This window comes from Rhizobium skierniewicense Ch11, from assembly GCF_023757665.1.
Classification (GTDB): domain Bacteria; phylum Pseudomonadota; class Alphaproteobacteria; order Rhizobiales; family Rhizobiaceae; genus Agrobacterium; species Agrobacterium skierniewicense.
In genome coordinates this window covers 440,419-457,907 of sequence record NZ_RXPG01000030.1, presented here as the reverse complement: position 1 = coordinate 457,907, position 17,489 = coordinate 440,419, and the positions used below count along the sequence as shown (strand labels likewise).

The window sequence follows — 17,489 nt, the reverse complement described above, 5'->3', positions numbered from 1 at the left end:
GCATGGCGCAACGGGTGAAAGGTCGCTTTACTTGACGAGGGCGTCCAGGGGAATGGGTTCAGATATCGTCCAGTTGCCGACGACACCGGGTTTTCCGTTTTTCGTTTCCACGATGAGGTAACGAGCCTGGTTTTGATGGTGGAGTTCCGCGGTGAAGGTCCTTGGGCCAAAGAGTGTGGGTTCGTCCTTCATCTTTTCCAGCTCCGCAACGACTGCACTGGCTTCCGTGGTTTTTGCCCGCTCCACTGCCTTCGCCCAGACGTCGATCATGGAGTAACCAGGATAGACATATTGGCTCGATGGGTCAGAGCCTGTCTTCTTCTTGTAGGCGGCATTGAAGGTCTGGACGGCCGGGTTCGGATCGTCGCCATAGATTGAGCCCTGAACAGGCGTAAAGAAGTTGGACAGGTCGGGCACGGCCGACAGCCAATAGCTTCCGTCCACGCCGGAACCATTGAGGATCATCGAGTTGATACCGGCAGCACGGATTTGCTTGATGGCCGAGACCGCACCGGGCATCATCGTGCACAGCATGATCGCATCCGGCTCCTGCGGCAGCGCCTTGATGCGGGAAATCTGCGCAGCGATGGACGCATCCTCGTTCTTGAAGGTGTCTTTGCCGACGAGCTTCGCACCCTTGGCCTCAAGCTTCGGCATCATCCAGTCGAAGCCGTCGCAAATGCCTTTGTTATATTCGGTCCAGGTATCGAGCAGGCGGTAATAGGTCTTGGCCTTCTTCTCGTTGAAAGCCCATTCCGCCATCGTCGCACCCTGTACGGCAGCCAGCACAGAAGCGGAGAAACTGTGTGGGCCGACGCCCTGAATGCCCGCTTTCACGGATTCTGCACAGAGGAAGAACGAGACCAGTCCCGCATCTTCAGCCGCCAGCGCTGCCGGGGCACCGAAGTCGTAGTCGCACGATACGACGACCAGGTCGGCGCCCTGATCGATGACCGACAGACCGGCTTTGGCACCTTCCGCACGGTCGGACTTCGTATCGGCACTGACGACCTCGATCTTCTTGCCGAGCAGGCCGCCAGCCGCGTTGATCTCGTCGATGCGGATCATCGCCGCATCCTGCGCCGGTTTGTCATAGGCTTCCATGAAACCGGAAGCACCGGTGGCAAAGCCGACGACGATTTTATCGTCGTCTGCCCAAGCCGGTAAGGTCGTCATGGCGGTTGCCAGAACCGCAGACAGCATTCTCGTCATGTAAGCCATTCCGTTCTCCTTTATTGCCGTGCGGTTTCCTCTCCGCCGGCTATTTGTTTTGACTGCGACGAAACAAGGTGATCTCGCGATTGCCGATCAATCCGGCAGGACGGAGCGCAAGGATCACGATCATGATGACACCGAGGGCGATTTCCTGAAGCCCTTTGGGAAGGGCAAAGGTTGTTGCCCCGATGGGAACCCCGGCCTCAAGCATGCGGAGTGCCTGAATGAGGGCTGAGAGAAGAACCACACCGATCACAGCACCCGACAGACTGCTCATGCCACCGACGACCAGCATCGACAGCGTGATGAAAGTGAGGCCGAGATAGAAGGTATCGGGCGTGACGACACCGATGGAATGTGCCATCAACGCGCCACCCAGCCCCATGACCGTACCTGATATGGTGAAGGCGACAAGACGCTCCTTTGGGATATCCACGCCCGATGCGGCGGCAGCCGTCGGCTCATCACGCGCGGCGCGCAATGCCAGACCGGACCGGGAGATGGCATGCGCCCAAGCGATGAAAATGGCGATGACGGCAGCGCCGACATAGGGCCATATGGTTCTGACGATGGGGATGCCGACCACGGAAGACGTTGCGCCGGTCACATCTTCCCAATTGGAATAGACTGTGTTGATCATGGCCAGCACGGCAAATGTCGCAATCGATGCAGCGATGCCGGAAAGCCGCATCAACACCTTGCCGAAGACAAGCGCCACGATGCCGGCAAAGAGTGCTGCCAATATGGCCGCTTCCCAATAGGGCAGTCGTGTATCCAGCAACCATTGCGGCAGCCCGGGAAGCGCGCTTTTCTTCATGATCGGATTGATGGTCAGCCACGCCGCCGCATAGGCCCCGAGGCAGGTAAAGCCGATATGGCCGAAGCTCAGAACGCCCGAGTTTCCGATGAAGATGTAGAGCCCAACGACCAGTGTGACGCGGACGAAGACATCGATGACGGCTTGGTTGAACGGCTTGGAACCGGTCATCACCGTCAGCACCGCGATTGCCAGGAGCAGAAGTGACAACAGGATCGGCGTCATGATGGTGCGGCGCGCAAGTGTGAAAGGCGCTGGTTTTTTCGGAGCTGCCAATGCTGCGGGAAGGTCTTGTGTGGTTGCGATCGTCATGGCGTCAGACCCTTTCCTTGGTGCCGCGCGCGGCGATCAGGCCTTGCGGGCGGAACAACAGGACGAGAATGACCGCCCCATAAACAAAGGCATCGCGAAACGGGCGCGCATCCACCGGCAGAACGACCTGCATGATGACAGACGCAGCACCCAGCAAAAAGCCTGCAAGCACTGCTCCGGCCAGACTGCCGAGACCACCGATCACAGTCGCGATGAAGGCCATCAGCATAATAGATGCACCCATCTGGATATCGGCGGTGCCCGTCTGGCTGCCGAAGATCAGGGCGATGGCACCGGCCAGCGCGCCTGAAAGTGCAAAGGCACCCATGATGACGCGGTTGGCGCGAACACCCAGCATGCGGGCCATGGAAAAGTTTTCCGCCGCAGCACGCATTTCCAGCCCGAACCGGGTCCGCCGCAGGAAGAGCGACAGGCCAATCAGGATCAGGACCGTCGCGAGGATGGTGATCAATTGCAACAGCGGTAGCCGCGCGCCGAAAATCTCCACCGGCTGTGACAGCATCGGCAACAGCGAGATGGATTTCGGCCGGCTGGTAAACAGCATCAGCAGGAAGTAGCGTATGACGAAGCCGAGTGCGAAAGACGCAATCATCATGGTAGCCGGATTGGCACGCCTGAATCGGCGGAACACAACGATCTCACACAGGACCGAAAGCCCAGCCCCCGTTATCAACACCAGCGGCACCAGCAGATACCAAGGCAGTTGACCGGCAAAGACGATAGCCATGGCATCCGTCGAGGGCCATAACAGCGCAAAGATACAAAAGGCGATGACATCGCCATGCGCGAAGTTCACCAGCCGCATGACGCCGAAGATCAGCGCGATGCCGAGTGCGCCGAGTGCATAGAGCGAACCGAGAGACAGCGAGTCGAAGACGATCTGTAACATCTCAATGATCCTCATAACCGAAATAAGCTGCCTGAATGGCCTCGCTGTTGCCGAGTGCGCGCGCATCGCCGTCCAGCACGATCTCGCCGCCGCGCATGAGGATCATGCGTCCGCCGACCATGACGGCGCGGGCAGAGCTCTGCTCCACGACAAGCAGGGTTAATCGACGCTCGGCCCGCAGTGCGATCAGCCGCTCGTAAACCTGGTCGGTGATGTTGGGCGCCAGTCCGAGTGACGGCTCATCGATGGCGATGAGGCGCGGGTTCGTCATCAGTGCGCGACCGATGACAAGCATTTGTTGCTGACCGCCGGACAAAAGGCCAGCCTGCCCGTTTCGGCGCTCTTTCAGCATGGGAAAGGTCTCATAAACCGCCTCCAGTTCGGTCGCGGCGCGCGCACGCCAACCGCGATCTCGGGCGTGCATCCCCGTGCCGACCAGAAGATTTTCCTCTATGGTCAGAGAGCCGAAAACCTCCCGCCCCTCCGGCACCATGGAAAAGCCAAGGCGCGCAATATCTTCCGGCGCTTTGCCGGTGATATCGTTACCATGGAAATCTATGCGTCCGGCAGAGGCCGGGGTAACGCCCGCAATCGCGCGCATCAACGATGATTTTCCAGCCCCGTTCGGACCGGTGATGAAGAGGATTTCGCCCTCATCGATTGAGAAGGAAACACCCCGCACGGCGGTCAGTCTGCCATAGCGGATTTCGACGTCGGATACCGTTAGGATATTCATTGCAACGCCTCCACAACGGGCAAGTCCGTGTCGGCAGCTGTACCCATGTAGGCATGCCGCACCTTCTCGCTGCCGCGGATCGCGGCGGGTGTGCCCTCTTCGATGACCGCGCCGGAATCAAGGACAACGATGTGGTCGCACAGCCCCAGCACAAGGCCGACATTGTGTTCGATGATGAGAACACCACAGCCGAGTTCACGTGCAATGCGCCGGACCAGCGACGACAGGTCGGAGGCCTCATGGCTGCTCATTCCGGCAGCGGGTTCGTCGAGAAGAATATAGGATGGGCGGCCAATGAGCGCGCGGCCTATGGCAACCCGGCGCTCGTCCGTATAGGGCAGCGTACCGGCAATGCGCGAGCCGAGAGCGCCGATGCCCATCCAGTCCAGCATGGCCTGCGCTTCTGCAACGGCGGCTCGCCTGCTCATGCCGAGGCCTACACCGGTCACTTCGAGATTGTCGATAACGGCCAGATCCCGGAAAAGACGGCCACCCTGAAAGGTCCTGGCGATACCACGCCGTCGCACCATATGCGGCTTGAGCCCGCTGAGCGATGCCCCGTCGAGATTGATGGCTCCTTCGGTCGGAGCCTGAAAACCCGTCAGCACATTGACCAGTGTCGTCTTGCCAGCACCATTAGGACCAATCAGACCACTAATATGTCCGGGCGTTATATCCAACGTCACCGACGACAGCGCCTTTAGCCCTGCGAAGGCGACGGAGACGTTTTCCGCGCTAAGTTGACCCATTCCCCTGTTCCTTATGTTTTCAGGAGAGGGCATGCTGGAACGGACCGTGTGACGGCCTGAAAATTCCAGCGATGTTCCCCTTATTCTTCCGGCAATCTCTTCGGATCGCTCGGCTAACAAATTCACGCCGTTTACCGGCTTCGTCTTGTCGTTGCGCGCGCCGGATATAGTAATCTGGCGCTGCGGAGGGCCAATCGGGATTGACCAGTCCATCCCCGGTTCCTCGTCCGAAGAGATCCGACCGTATCAGGCGGCCAGGAATTCCTCTGCCTTCGCGAGCGCCGCCGTCCTGTCGGCCCGCGCCACAAGCGCCTCCTCCAGCGTTACGGGTACGAATTGCGCCGGTGTATGCGGCTGCATTTGCGCGATACGGTCCATATCCGCAGAAATGACGACGCCCAGCATCATGTAACCGCCACCCGACACCGCATCGCGATGAAGCACGATGGGTTCCGTGCCACTCGGCACCTGCACGGACCCATAGGGATAGCAGGCGTCAACGATATTGGAAGGGTCCGAACCGGCACCGAACGGCTGCTCGCGAGGAATGAATTCGAGTGGCGTGCCGCCCTTGAAGCGATAGCCGATACGGTCAGCTTCCGGCGCGACTTTCCAGGTATCCTCGAAAAAGCGCTTCCCCGCGGCGTCGGTTATCCGGTGCCAGTAAATGCCGGGCAGCATGCGGAGTTCGGCTGGCATGGCACCCAAACCGCGCAGATGCGACGGAAGCGAAAGCCCTGCTTTGCCGGAACCTTCGCCAACCGGAAGTTCGTCACCTGCTTTCAGGACGCGCCCCTCAAAACCGCCTAGGGCACCAAGCACATAGGTCGAGCGCGACCCCAGAACGACCGGAACGTCGATGCCGCCCGATATGGCAATATAAGCGCGCGCTCCTGCCTTGAGATATCCGAACGACAGACGATCACCTGCCTTCACGGCAAAGCTTTCCCATGTCGGCTGCTCCACGCCATTGACCTTGGGCGGAAGTTCGCCGCCGGTCACGGCGACGGTCAGAGGCTTTGTGAACTCCAGCTCTGGGCCCATGAAGGTGACTTCCAGGACAGCGGCACCGGGTTCGTTGCCCACCAGAAGATTGGCGATGCGGGTGGAAAAGCGGTCCATGCCACCGCCTTCGGGAATACCGGAATGATAATAACCGGGACGACCGAGATCCTGGACTGACGTGGCAAGGCCGGGTGTGATGACTTTAACGGCCATTGAGAAGCTCCATCAGTTGGGCATTGGTGCCGTAAATGTCGCTGTTGAAACTGGTGAGGCTGAAGGTGCAGTCACGCACCGTCGGCTGCCAGCGGTTAGCCTCGATCTCTTCAAGCATTGTGTCGTATTCGTCGCGAGTGATCGACTTGAACTTGACGATATCACCGGGTTTGAAAAGGCACATCTCGTCCGTCAGATACCGCACCTTGCGGGTCGGATCATAGATCGGAGCGGGTGTGACACCATACATCTGGTAGCCACCGGCCCCGCGCACGGAATAGATCGCGGCAAAGCAACCGCCATGCCCCACCGTCAGCTTTGGCGTATCCGTGCGAGGACGCAGATATTTCGGCGCTTCGATCTGCTTCTTGCGCTCGACCATCTGATAGAGCCACGGCAGACCAGCAACGAAGCCTACCATCGAGACGAACCATGGCTGGCCGGAATAGGCCGCGATGAACTCCTCGACCGTGCCGTAGCCGTTGATGCGGGCGGAATATTCCAGATCGGTCGAGTTTGGGTCCTGATGACGTTCGCGAAACCGCATGGCGGTCTCGTGCGTCCACGGGTCCTGGAAATAGACCGGCAGTTCGATGATCCGCGTCTTCAACGCAGCATCGGATTTCGAAGCTGCATCTTCCATCGACTTCAGCTCTTTCAACAGATCATGCGGGGAAATGATGTCAGGGTTGAAGCGAATCTGAAAGCTGGCATTGGCCGGGCAGGTTTCGGTAACACCCTTGATCTTCGCCTCACGCACCGCATTGATCATCGACAGGCCGGTGAAGAACGAAGCCAGCGACATCTCTTCGGACACTTCACCGAAAATATGTTCATCACCGCCGAAGTTGAATCGTATCGACATCACTTCTCCTTTTCAGCCGGCGAGCGCCGCTGCGTTTTCGGTAAGCCAGCCTTCCAGCCAGCGGGTGTGGACATCTCCGGACTGAACCGCAGGATCGGCTGCAAGTGCCAGAAACAGCGGCTTGGTCGTTTTTATGCCGGTAATTTCAAGCTCGTTCAGTGCACGCTTCAGGCGAGCAATGGCCGCTTCGCGCGTTTCCGCATGCACGATGAGCTTTGCCAGAAGGGAATCGTAAAATGGCGGTATCTCGTAGCCATTGTAGAGCATGGAATCGAACCGGACACCGGGACCGCCCGGTATCCTCAGATCATCGACCTTGCCGGGAAACGGCGCGAAATCCTTGGCTGGGTCTTCCGCGTTCAGACGAACCTCGATGGCATGGCCGTTGACCTTGATATCATCCTGAACCAGTCGTAGCGGCTCACCACCGGCAATCCGCAACATTTCGGCAACGAGATCGAGACCGGTAATGGCTTCGGTTACGGGGTGTTCCACCTGAATACGGGTGTTCATCTCGATAAAATAGAATGTGTCGGCTGCATCCTCATAGAGATATTCGACGGTTCCGGCACCCGAGTAAGACACCGCTTTCGCCAGCGCCACAGCAGACGCGCATAGCTTTTCGCGCAGAGCATCCGAAAGTGCTTGTGAAGGCGCCTCCTCCCAGACCTTTTGGCGTCTGCGCTGGAGCGAACATTCCCGCTCGTAGCAATGGACGGCGTTTTTTCCATCGGCCAAAACCTGCACCTCGATGTGGCGCGCCCGTCCTATGACCTTTTCCATATAGAGACCGCCGTCACCGAAGGCCGCCAGGGCCTCGGCCTGCGCCTGCGGATAGGCTTGCTCGAACTCGGCAAGTGAATTTGCGATGCGGATACCACGCCCACCGCCGCCGGCCGCGGCCTTGATCATGACCGGAAAACCGGTTTCCGCCAGAACATCCCGTGCGGCTTCCACGCTTTCGACGCGGCCAGCCGAACCCGGAACCACAGGCACCCCGGCAGCAGCCGCAGCCGATCGCGCCGATACCTTGTCGCCCATCAAACGGATCGCGTTGCCGGATGGACCGACGAAGATCAGTCCTGCTGCGGTCACAGCGTCGGAAAAGTCAGCGTTTTCCGCCAGAAAGCCATAGCCTGGATGTACGCTGTCGCATCCGGTGCTGCGCGCGGCCTCCAGCAACGCCTCGATGTTGAGATAGGACTTCTTCGCTGCGGGCGGTCCGATGTTGACGGCTTCATCTGCGAGGCGAACATGCAAGGCATCTGCATCGGCTGCGGAGTAAACAGCAACGGTTGCGATACCGAGATCCTGAGCTGCGCGGATCACCCGCACCGCGATCTCACCCCTGTTGGCAATCAGCAGCTTCTTCAGCATCAGCTTAGATCCGCCAGTGCCGCACCGGCCATGACCGGCTCCTCATTATCAACGAGAAAGTTGATGCCGCTTCCTGCCACGTCAGAGCGAACCTCGTGAAAGGACTTCATCACTTCGATAAGGCCGATCACGTCACCAACAGCCACATCCTCGCCATCTGCTTTGAGTGGCGGCTGGCCGGGGGCTGCACTACGATAAAATGTTCCGGGAAGGGGCGATAGAATGTGTGTCATGGCGTGGTTCTCCGGTTCCGACAATGCGAGAAAACTGCAAACATAAAACAGCCGTTGGCGGCCGTTGTCGATGTCAGTGCCAGGGCGCGATAGCTTCGCGCACGGCCTTGGCAATATCGATAGCATTCGGCGTGTCGGAATGAACGCAGATGGTCTCGCATGCGAGTGGAAACAGACTTCCATCGTTTGCCGTGCCCTGACCGTCCTTCAGCGCCCGCACGCAACGCTCCGCCATCAGGTCAGGATCTTTCGCATCATGCTCGCGGGTCACGATCAGTGCTCCACCTGGAGCATATTCCAGATCAGCGTAGAACTCCGGGATGAAGGTGATGCCGCGCTGTCGGTAGATTTTTTCGTGCATGGTATTGGTCATGCCAAACAGTGGCACGCCAAAGATTTCAGCCGCATCACAAATTCCGTGTGCAATCTCTTCCTGACGCGCAGCCATGCCGTAAAGGCTGCCATGTGGCTTGATGTGGTGCAGGGGCATATCCTCAGCCTTGAGGAAGCCCATCAAAGCACCAACCTGATAAATGACGCTGTTGGCAATTTCCTCGCGGCTCATCTTCATCTCGCGACGGCCAAAGCCCTGAAGATCGGGGAGCGAGGGATGCGCACCAACCTTTACGCCATGCTCCTTGGCACGCCGCACCGTCGAGCGCATATGGTCGGGATCGGAGGCATGGAAGCCGCAGGCAACGTTGGCGGCATCGATGAGCGGCATCAAGCCAGCATCATCACCCAGTCGGTAGAGGCCAAAGCTCTCCCCCATGTCACAGTTCAGCGTGACGCTCATGATCGAAATTCCCCTTGTATATGCTGCCGTCTTTGCGGCGTTGCACAAATCTTGTCTGAGGTTTTTACTCTTGTGAAATAGTAATTTTTTTAATGTAATATCAAAAAAAACGATAATCATTCGAGAGGTGAACTTTCATGAGCATCACATTGAAACAGCTTGATTATTTCATTGCTTCGGCTGAGAGCGGACAGGTCAGCCATGCCGCCGTCAATCTCAATATTTCCCAATCGGCGGTCACTGCGGCGATAAAAGCGCTTGAAGAGGAACTGGGTGTAAAACTGCTGGAACGCACCCACGCCGGAGTGCGCTTGACCATGGAAGGCGCAAGGTTTCTGGAACATGCCCGTATCATCACCGGCGCAGTGGCCGCTGCCGTGCACAGCCCCTTGAGAGAGCGCGAAGGTTACTCGGGTAAACTGACGCTTGGAATGACCTATACCGTCACCGGCTACTTCATGTCCAAATACTATGCGCGGTTTCGCAAGACCTATCCGCAAATCTCCGTCGAGTTGAAAGAGTTGCCGCGCACGGAACTTGAACGACAACTGGCCCGCGGTGACATCGATATGGCGCTGATGCTGGTGTCGAACCTTTGCAACACGGAGGAGCTGGAGGAGGAGGTTTTGATGCGATCCAGCCGTCGCCTGTGGCTTTCGGCAGATCACCATCTGCTCTTGCGCAATCACATCAGTCTGGCAGATATTGCGCAGGAAGATTATGTGATGCTGACAGTCGATGAAGCCAACGAAACCGCTGCACGATACTGGGATGTGGCCGGGCTGCAACCTCGTACGGTATTGACCACCAGCTCGGTTGAAGCCGTCCGCTCGCTTGTGGCGGCAGGCGTCGGTGTGACGATTCTTTCGGATATGGTCTATCGCCCCTGGTCGCTTGAAGGACAGCGCATCGAACTCAAACGACTGGTCGAGCCCATTCCGAGTATGGACGTCGGTCTTGCATGGGCAAAAGCCCGCCCTCTTCCAGCCGCAGCCAAGACCTTCCGCGCTTTCATGTCCGTCACGATGGGCGGCGGAGGCTGAAAGCGCGACGTCTCGGTGACTCTAGACCAGCCCTTCAGCGGCTATTGCCCCGGTCAAACGGTCAAGCGTACGGCCCATGCGAACCATGATTTCGTCGACCTCATCCGAGGTGATGATCATGGGCGGGCAAAGAGCCAGCTGGTCGCCAATGGCGCGGAAGATCAGCCCCTCCTCATGGCCGATCAGTGACGCGATCGCACCAGCCTTGCCGATCTTCTCGAACGGCTTTCGGGTTTCCTTGTTGGCCACCAGTTCCACCGCACCGATCAGGCCGGTACCGCGCGCTTCGCCGACGAGTGGATGATCCGCAAAGGAACGCAGACCGGCTTGAAACTGTGCTTCCAACCGGGCCGCGTTCCCCATCAGGTCACGTTCCTCGATAATGGCGAGGTTTTCCAGCGCAACGGCCGAAGCCACCGGATGACCGGATGCTGTGAAACCGTGACCGAACGCGCCGATTTTTTCAGAATTGTCTGCGATCGCCTGATAGATGGCATCGGAAAACATGACTGCCGCGAACGGCATGTAGGAGGAGGTAATCTGCTTGGAAAGCGTCATGATATCTGGCGTGAAATTGAATTTCTGGCAACCGAATGGCGTCCCGAGGCGACCGAAACCGCAGATGACTTCGTCCGAAACGATCAGGATATCGTTTGCGCGGCAAATCCGCTCGACACCCTCCCAGTAGCCCGCCGGCGGCGGCATGACGCCACCAGCAGCCATTAGCGGCTCACCGATGAAGGCAGCAATGGTATCGGCGCCTTCCGTTGTGATGACGGTTTCGAGCTCGGCAAGCAGGCGCGATGTGAACGCCGCCTCATCTTCTCCCTCCGCACCGAAGCGATAAAAATGCGGGCAGGTCAGGTGGTGTACCGGAATGGCGGGCAGATCGAAGTCCCTGTGATTGATCGGCAGGCCCGTCAGGCTGCCAGATGCGACAGTGATGCCGTGATATCCCTTGATCCGTGACAGAAATTTCTTCTTCTTGGGACGGCCTAGCGCATTGTTCATGTACCAGACCATCTTCACGATCGTATCGTTGGCCTCCGAGCCAGACGACGTGAAGAAGGCGCGGGTGATGTTGGCAGGCGTCATCTCGACGAGCTTCTCTGCCAACCGGATGGAAGGCTCATGCGACTTGGACGAGAACGTGTGATAGTAAGGCAGCTTCAGCATCTGCTTGTAGGCTGCCTCAGCCAGACGAGGCTCCGAGAACCCGACCGCCACCGACCACAGACCAGCCAGACCTTCGATATATTCCTTGCCGCGATCGTCATAAACACGAATGCCCTCGCCTCGCTCGATGACCAGTGGACCCGTGCGCTCATGCTGACGCAGGTTGGTATTGGGGTGCATTGTCGAGGCAATGTCTGCGGCGGCGAGCGAATTGGAAAGAATGTTCATGTCGGACCCATTGGCTGGAGTTGTAATGCGAAATATCGTTCAATGCGGTTTTCAGCGCAACGTGTTATCGATCCATGCGGGCGCGATATGAGGATGCAAAGAGGGAGGCTCCCGATCATGGAGCAGACGCAGAACCCGCGGAGCGGTCAGCGGCAAGCGCGAAACCGGCTTGCCGATAGCGCGTGAAACCGCACAGGCAATGGCGGACCCGACGGCGAGAATCGGGACCTCTCCTGCCCCTTTCGTTCCCAGCGGCCCCATCGACGGGGCGCCTTCGTAGAGATCGGCCACCACGGGAATGACATCCTGCGCCAGCGGTACCCGATAGGTCTCGAAACCATCCTGCGCGATGCGACCATCATCCGTCATCGTCACCTCTTCGTGTAACGCATAGCCAAAACCCTGCACGACACCACCCTGAACCTGCCCCATGATGGCGCGCGGATTGAGCGCCCGCCCGACATCCTGCACAACGCGATAGGCCAGCACCTCGACGTGACCGGTATCTGGATCAACTGCCACTTCTGCCTCATGGACGACAAAGACCGGAATATCGAGAGCGTCGATGAAATGCCCCATCGCGCAACCCGCCATGGCAGGCGTGTTCTTCGCGGTGAAGCTGCCGGTACCTGTGATCGGACCCGTCGTCGCCTGGGCGTGTGCGACGACAGCCGGGATCGTGACCCCGGAGCCGGGACGCCCGGTGATTTCCACCCGTCCTGCTCGCAAGACCAGATCGTTCGGCGCGGTCTGGAGCATCTCGCCTGCGGCGCGCAAAAGCTTCTCTTTCACTTCGGCGGCAGCACCGACACTGGCAGCGCCGATGGAGACGGTGGTTCGTCCACCGCCGACGCCCGCATCCAGAGCTGCCGCGTCCGTGTCGGCCTCTTTTACCACCACCTGATCAGGGCTCAATCCCAACTGGCCAGCCACGATCTGCGGCAGGGACTGCATCATGGTGCCTGAGCCGATCTCGACACCCGAGGTCACCAGCGTGGCGCTACCATCCGCATTCATGTTAATTGTCGCGGCAGACGGGCCGACGAAGATGAACCACGTCCCAACCGTGGTCGCGCGACCGTAAAGCCGACCATCGGCCTTGTCTTCGGCAGTGCCGGTTTTCGTTCGCAATGCGTCCATACGCTCCAGCATCGGACGTAACACATCACCTTCGAATATCTGACCGGTCGGACCGGGATCGCCATCGCCAAGCACATTGCGCTTGCGAAACTCGACCCCGTCCATGCCGATGGCATCGCAAATCTCGTCGGTGTGACGTTCCAGCGCAAAACCATTGTAAACACCGTTACACGCCCTGAACGCACCGTTGGGTGGCGTGTTGGTATAGACGGCACGGCTGACGAGCCGGGCGCTTCCCAGCCGGTAGCTGCCGCCCAAAGTGTGCGATGTCATGGTGGTGAGAAACACCTGCTCACCGCCATAAGCACCGCAATCCATCAGCACCACGGCCTCGCGTCCAACGATTTCACCCTGCGCCGTCACTGCCGAGCGAATGGTGATCTCCGCATTTTCCCGGCACAGACACGTCGCCATTTCCTCCTGACGGGTGTTTTCGAGAATGACGCTGCGCCCGGTCATACGGGCAAGAAGGGCCGTGATCGGCTCAATGGAAGCATCGAATTTCAGGCCGAAAGCACCGCCCACCGGTGGCACGGTGACGCGAACGCGCCCTGGTGGCAGTTGCATGACGCGCCCGGTCACATTGCGCACGGTCCAAGGCACCTGCGTCGACGTCTGAATATGCGCGCGCCCGTCTTCCCAACTGCCAATCGCCACACGCGGTTCGAACGGCACGTGGCTCTGCCGGCCAACCGAAAAGCTGCTTTCAACAATCGTCACGTCGTCGCGCGCAAACGCTGCATCGACATCGCCCCGGACCGATTTCGCTTCCCAGGCAATGTTGCGGGAGCGGGTACCGCCCTCCGCCAGAACCTCGTAATCACGCCAGTTTTCATGAACCAGCCGCGCGTCAGTCTCCAAAGCGTCGGCCATGGTGAGAACCGGGTCGAGCGTATCGATCTCTAGAGTAATCGCTTTCAGCGCCGCACGTGCTTCAGCCTCGGTTTCAGCAGCGATTGCGGCGATGGGTTCGCCGTTGTAGCGGATCATATCCACGGCAAACAGCGGATGATCGGCAATGCCGATGCCGTAATTTCCCGGCGCATCCGCAGCCGTGGCAATCGCCAGCACACCGGGGCAACCGAGTGCGGCAGACACATCGAGCCTGACAATGCGACCGCAGGGAACAGTAGAGCGCAATAACACGGCGTGCAGCATATCTGGACGGGCGCGGTCATTGGTATAGCGGGTGCGACCACGCAACTTGTCGCGGGCGTCACGGCGCGGAAGGTCCATAACGGTGGTGGAAACGTCAACCATCGGCGCGCGCTCCAGAAATGACGCCCATGACGGCATCGATGATCCGCTCGTAACCCGTGCAACGGCAGATATTGCCGACCATTGCCGCCTTCACATCGGCACGGCTCGCGCCTGCATTGTCGCGCAGAAAATGCGAGAGGCTCATTACCATGCCGGGAAAACACATGCCGCACTGAACTGCGTCAGCGGCTTCGAAGGCTGCCTGAAGCGGGTGCAACGGCCCGTCGCCGGTCGACATGGCCTCGATAGAGGTGACGCTCGCGCCGTCCAGCAAGCCGACCGGCTGAAGGCACGACATGACGGCCTCTCCATCGACATGCACGGTGCAGGCACCGCAGAAGCCTTCCCGGCATACGGCCTTGGTTCCGGTCAGAAACCGTTCGTTTCGCAGCACATCGACCAGTGGCGTCATCGGATCACCGCTGTAACGGCAAGTCGAACCGTTGATTTGAAATGAAACCGTCATCAAGACGCGTCCTCGCGCAAAAGCGTTTCCATGCCACGACGAACCAGTGCGGGTAGAACCTGGCAGCGATACCAGCTGTCGGCTTCGATTCCGTCTCGCCCGTTGAAGTCATTGCATTCCCGTGCAAGCGATGCGGCAATCTGCGCAGTCGCGGGACGTCCACCGGGCTCTTTCGAAAATGCGTCTTCAAGGCTCGTCCAGCGTCGTGCGACATCCTCGACGGAACCAACCGCCACGTTGATCCTACCCTTGCTCGACAGGGCACAGGACACGATTGCAACCGGGTAATCTCCGGCACGGCGCAGTGGCAGGCGGATATGGACGCTGGCTGTCGTCGCCCGTGGAACAAGAATACGCGTCATTATGGCATCGGCCAGCAGTTCCTGGCGATTGGCAAGGAAGGACGAAAGCGGCCATCGCATCTGTGCGTGATCAGCCCGCAACTCCACAATGGCATCCACTGCGAGAAGTGCCGGAACAAGGTCGGCTGCGGAAAAATCGGAGGTACACAGGTTTCCGCCCACCGTTGCGACACGCCGAATGGCCGGGTTGGCAGAAACCGAGGCGGCGCTTGCGATGGCTTCCAGACCGGCAACGCCGCGGAGGGCCTGCCCGAGCGCCTCGTGCGTGACGGACGCGCCGATGGTGACGGTACCGACATCGATATCGATGGCCTTCAAACCGTCCAATGCGTGCACAGAGACCAGATCGCGTGGCAGCGAAATGCCGCGTCTGGGATCACGCATCAACCAGGTACCACCCGCCAGAATCGCGGCACCTCGCCGTTTTGCAGCGAGTGCCTCACCGATCGTGCCGGCAACGGTCAGTGACCGTTCCAGATTGTCGACCATCGTTCAAAACCCCTTTTATGCCGTCTTTTGCGGCGTTGCGTCATAGTGGCCGAGCCCGCACTCCATGTGAAATAGTTGTTTCTTGAAAGTCATATCGATTAAACAGATGGCTCTGGTGTCCAGCGTCGGTCACCCCCAGTGCGCGACACTGCGCTTCTCGAAACTCTCGCGAAACTGCGCCGTTGTTTTTTCCAAGACGTCACCGCTTTCCCAGTCGAGAATAACGGCGAAACGGCGCACGGCGTCCAGTGAATCGATTTCACCCGCCTTGTAGCGGGCGGATACCGCGTGCGGATCCATGCGCGCCCAATCCTTGCGGTTTGCCCGTATCTCGTCGCGTGCTGCCTGCGTAGCAGCGCTATCGACCTCGTATGCGCAAAGATCGGCATCGATGACTTTCACGACCACGCCATAATCCACCTTCGCACGTTCGATGGACACATAGTCATCGATCACGTCCTCCATGACATGGGACGGATCACGCTCCAGTGGATCCCCAAAACCGCCGCCGCCTGCTGTCGGTCTCGCAAACTCGTCACCCGTATAGACGGGGTAATCCGAAAACACGGAGCCGAGCCATGTGTCGGCGTCTTCACCGGCACGGCGAATGGTCAAGCCATGCGGCATGGATGGAAGCCCACCCTCGACGCCCCAAACGACGGCGCGTTCGCGGTCGCAGATATAGGACATGACGGCGCCTTCGGCCTCCAGCAGAAGGGACGTTTTCTGAACACCGACGCCACCGCGCCATTTGCCCGGACCGGCGGAATCCCTCTTGATCTGAAACTCGGTGGTGCGGGTTGGATTGACGCGCTCATTGCCCTCATTGGGCTGGGACATCAGCCCGGTGCCGAAGCACGCGGTCGTCACGTCTGCACCATCCTTGCCGTTGCGACCGCCCCATCCGCCTGGTAGCCATTCATAAAACATGAAAATCGGCTTTTCAGGCTTGCGTGCGTCCCGGCCACCGGCCAGCAGATATTCGAGATTGAACGCGCAGGCGATGGCGCGTTCGGGCATGATCTGCGACCACATCTCGAAAATGGCATTCATGATTTTTTCAAACGGCATCAGGAAGCCGGTCACGGCAACAGGCCACTCGGCGCTGACGACGCTGTTTTTTGGCGCTGTCACATGGATCATACGGTAAAAACCACTGTTGAGCGGAAGATCGGGAAAGAAGGTCTTCATGCCCGCAACGACAGCCGAGAACGTCGCACCGGGCGCCGAGTTGTACATGGAGGCAATCGTCGAATGGCTGCCGGTGAAATCGTAGTGAACGGCATCGCCCTTGATCGTCATCTTGATGCGGATCGGGATCATCCCCTCCCCGGCACCCAGATCGCGGTCGATATAATCGACAGTCTCCCACGTGCCATCGGGCAGTTCCGCGAGCCGCTTTCGCACGGCACGCTCGACATAATCCTGCACCTCCTCCATGCCGCGCGTGACCTTGTGGCGACCGTATTTTTTCGTCAACCGCAGCAGTTCGCGTTCTGCCGCCTGCGTCGCCTGTGCCTGCGAGTGGATGTCGCCGATGATGGACGCGGGGTCACGCGTGTTGGCGGCAATCATGTTGGCCACATCAGAGCAGAACCGTCCCTGCCGAAAAAGCCGCACGGGCGTAATCCGCAAACCTTCGCGGAACATGTCGCGCGCCGTGACATCGAAAGAGCCGGGAACGGAGCCGCCAAGATCGGACCAGTGACCGTTGGACTGGGCAAAGCCGATCAGCGTATCCTCGTCGAAGATGGGTCGCACCAAGCGGACATCGCTGAAATGCGTGCCGCCGGCATAGGGATCGTTGATCGCGTAGACGTCACCGGGGGCCATATCGCCCTCAAAAACACGGATGACCTCCTTGCAGGTGTTGTGCAGGGTGCCAACATGCACGGCGATGTCGTAATTGCCCTGCGCAACGGAATTGCCGTCGGCATCATGCAGCGCGTTGGAAAAGTCTCTGTTGTAGATGACGAAGGAATAGCAGGTGCGCAGCATCTGCTCCGCCATCTGATCGACCGTGGTGATGAACGAGTTCTTCAAGACCTCGAAGGTCACGGGGTCGAGGCCGTTTTCTGTTTCCGCAAACTTGGTCAT

Annotated in this window: 16 protein-coding genes; 1 reads left to right on the top strand and 15 read right to left on the bottom strand. The window is 59.1% G+C overall.

The window, feature by feature from the left end:
• Positions 1-27 precede the first annotated feature (27 nt).
• The 10 genes from EKM04_RS21990 to EKM04_RS21945 all read right to left on the bottom strand — a co-directional run bounded on the left by EKM04_RS21990 (position 28) and on the right by EKM04_RS21945 (position 9,228).
• Positions 28-1,221, bottom strand: a complete 1,194-nt coding sequence (locus EKM04_RS21990; RefSeq protein ID WP_183893545.1) for an ABC transporter substrate-binding protein — start codon at positions 1,219-1,221, stop codon at positions 28-30.
• 40 nt (positions 1,222-1,261) lie between these two features.
• Positions 1,262-2,344 (bottom strand): branched-chain amino acid ABC transporter permease, encoded by a 1,083-nt coding sequence (locus EKM04_RS21985; RefSeq protein ID WP_183893543.1) that lies wholly within the window; start codon positions 2,342-2,344, stop codon positions 1,262-1,264.
• Positions 2,345-2,348: 4 nt separating this feature from the next.
• The gene (locus EKM04_RS21980) at positions 2,349-3,254 is read right to left on the bottom strand and encodes a branched-chain amino acid ABC transporter permease (RefSeq protein WP_183893541.1); all 906 of its coding nucleotides are present in this window, start codon (positions 3,252-3,254) and stop codon (positions 2,349-2,351) included.
• Position 3,255: 1 nt separating this feature from the next.
• Positions 3,256-3,990: an ABC transporter ATP-binding protein gene (locus EKM04_RS21975; RefSeq protein ID WP_183893539.1), complete on the bottom strand. Its 735-nt coding sequence runs from the start codon at positions 3,988-3,990 to the stop codon at positions 3,256-3,258.
• Entirely contained in the window at positions 3,987-4,739 is a 753-nt protein-coding gene (locus tag EKM04_RS21970; protein WP_174155383.1) for an ABC transporter ATP-binding protein, read from the bottom strand. Before EKM04_RS21970 ends, EKM04_RS21975 begins: the two co-directional genes overlap by 4 nt.
• Positions 4,740-4,985: 246 nt before the next feature.
• Entirely contained in the window at positions 4,986-5,957 is a 972-nt protein-coding gene (locus EKM04_RS21965) for a 5-oxoprolinase subunit C family protein (RefSeq protein ID WP_183893537.1), read from the bottom strand.
• Complete coding sequence (locus EKM04_RS21960; RefSeq protein ID WP_183893535.1) at positions 5,947-6,822, bottom strand: 5-oxoprolinase subunit B family protein; 876 nt, start codon at positions 6,820-6,822, stop codon at positions 5,947-5,949. The genes EKM04_RS21965 and EKM04_RS21960 overlap by 11 nt, the downstream gene beginning before the upstream one ends.
• A gap of 12 nt (positions 6,823-6,834) precedes the next feature.
• Positions 6,835-8,202 carry an acetyl-CoA carboxylase biotin carboxylase subunit gene (locus tag EKM04_RS21955; protein WP_234910861.1) on the bottom strand — a complete coding sequence of 456 codons (1,368 nt, stop codon included), beginning with the start codon at positions 8,200-8,202 and terminating at the stop codon, positions 6,835-6,837.
• Positions 8,199-8,432: an acetyl-CoA carboxylase gene (locus tag EKM04_RS21950; RefSeq protein ID WP_183893531.1), complete on the bottom strand. Its 234-nt coding sequence runs from the start codon at positions 8,430-8,432 to the stop codon at positions 8,199-8,201. The genes EKM04_RS21955 and EKM04_RS21950 overlap by 4 nt, the downstream gene beginning before the upstream one ends.
• 73 nt (positions 8,433-8,505) lie before the next feature.
• Complete coding sequence (locus tag EKM04_RS21945; RefSeq protein ID WP_183893529.1) at positions 8,506-9,228, bottom strand: LamB/YcsF family protein; 723 nt, start codon at positions 9,226-9,228, stop codon at positions 8,506-8,508.
• A 137-nt stretch (positions 9,229-9,365) separates the two neighbouring features.
• Here EKM04_RS21945 and EKM04_RS21940 point away from each other — a divergent pair, with 137 nt between their 5' ends.
• A complete protein-coding gene (locus EKM04_RS21940) occupies positions 9,366-10,271 on the top strand; it encodes a LysR family transcriptional regulator (RefSeq protein WP_183893527.1) in 906 nt (301 codons plus the stop codon).
• A gap of 21 nt (positions 10,272-10,292) precedes the next feature.
• Here the strand turns inward: EKM04_RS21940 and EKM04_RS21935 are convergent, their stop codons facing one another.
• The 5 genes from EKM04_RS21935 to EKM04_RS21915 all read right to left on the bottom strand — a co-directional run bounded on the left by EKM04_RS21935 (position 10,293) and on the right by EKM04_RS21915 (position 17,489).
• Positions 10,293-11,675: an aspartate aminotransferase family protein gene (locus EKM04_RS21935; protein WP_183893525.1), complete on the bottom strand. Its 1,383-nt coding sequence runs from the start codon at positions 11,673-11,675 to the stop codon at positions 10,293-10,295.
• 51 nt (positions 11,676-11,726) lie between these two features.
• On the bottom strand, positions 11,727-14,075 hold the full coding sequence (locus tag EKM04_RS21930; protein WP_183893523.1) for a xanthine dehydrogenase family protein molybdopterin-binding subunit: 2,349 nt from the start codon (positions 14,073-14,075) through the stop codon (positions 11,727-11,729).
• Entirely contained in the window at positions 14,068-14,541 is a 474-nt protein-coding gene (locus EKM04_RS21925) for a (2Fe-2S)-binding protein (protein ID WP_183893521.1), read from the bottom strand. The genes EKM04_RS21930 and EKM04_RS21925 overlap by 8 nt, the downstream gene beginning before the upstream one ends.
• Complete coding sequence (locus EKM04_RS21920) at positions 14,541-15,392, bottom strand: FAD binding domain-containing protein (protein WP_183893519.1); 852 nt, start codon at positions 15,390-15,392, stop codon at positions 14,541-14,543. The genes EKM04_RS21925 and EKM04_RS21920 overlap by 1 nt, the downstream gene beginning before the upstream one ends.
• A 129-nt stretch (positions 15,393-15,521) precedes the next feature.
• A complete protein-coding gene (locus EKM04_RS21915; RefSeq protein ID WP_183893517.1) occupies positions 15,522-17,489 on the bottom strand; it encodes a hydantoinase B/oxoprolinase family protein in 1,968 nt (655 codons plus the stop codon).

Coding starts and splice junctions, on each gene's coding strand:
- EKM04_RS21990 (WP_183893545.1), bottom strand. CDS start 1,221: ATGGCTTACATGACGAGAATGCTGTCTGCGGTTCTGGCAACCGCCATG.
- EKM04_RS21950 (WP_183893531.1), bottom strand. CDS start 8,432: ATGACACACATTCTATCGCCCCTTCCCGGAACATTTTATCGTAGTGCA.
- EKM04_RS21920 (WP_183893519.1), bottom strand. CDS start 15,392: ATGGTCGACAATCTGGAACGGTCACTGACCGTTGCCGGCACGATCGGT.
- EKM04_RS21930 (WP_183893523.1), bottom strand. CDS start 14,075: ATGGTTGACGTTTCCACCACCGTTATGGACCTTCCGCGCCGTGACGCC.
- EKM04_RS21980 (WP_183893541.1), bottom strand. CDS start 3,254: ATGTTACAGATCGTCTTCGACTCGCTGTCTCTCGGTTCGCTCTATGCA.
- EKM04_RS21975 (WP_183893539.1), bottom strand. CDS start 3,990: ATGAATATCCTAACGGTATCCGACGTCGAAATCCGCTATGGCAGACTG.
- EKM04_RS21925 (WP_183893521.1), bottom strand. CDS start 14,541: ATGACGGTTTCATTTCAAATCAACGGTTCGACTTGCCGTTACAGCGGT.
- EKM04_RS21960 (WP_183893535.1), bottom strand. CDS start 6,822: ATGTCGATACGATTCAACTTCGGCGGTGATGAACATATTTTCGGTGAA.
- EKM04_RS21965 (WP_183893537.1), bottom strand. CDS start 5,957: ATGGCCGTTAAAGTCATCACACCCGGCCTTGCCACGTCAGTCCAGGAT.
- EKM04_RS21915 (WP_183893517.1), bottom strand. CDS start 17,489: ATGACCAAGTTTGCGGAAACAGAAAACGGCCTCGACCCCGTGACCTTC.
- EKM04_RS21970 (WP_174155383.1), bottom strand. CDS start 4,739: ATGGGTCAACTTAGCGCGGAAAACGTCTCCGTCGCCTTCGCAGGGCTA.
- EKM04_RS21940 (WP_183893527.1), top strand. CDS start 9,366: ATGAGCATCACATTGAAACAGCTTGATTATTTCATTGCTTCGGCTGAG.
- EKM04_RS21985 (WP_183893543.1), bottom strand. CDS start 2,344: ATGACGATCGCAACCACACAAGACCTTCCCGCAGCATTGGCAGCTCCG.
- EKM04_RS21945 (WP_183893529.1), bottom strand. CDS start 9,228: ATGAGCGTCACGCTGAACTGTGACATGGGGGAGAGCTTTGGCCTCTAC.
- EKM04_RS21935 (WP_183893525.1), bottom strand. CDS start 11,675: ATGAACATTCTTTCCAATTCGCTCGCCGCCGCAGACATTGCCTCGACA.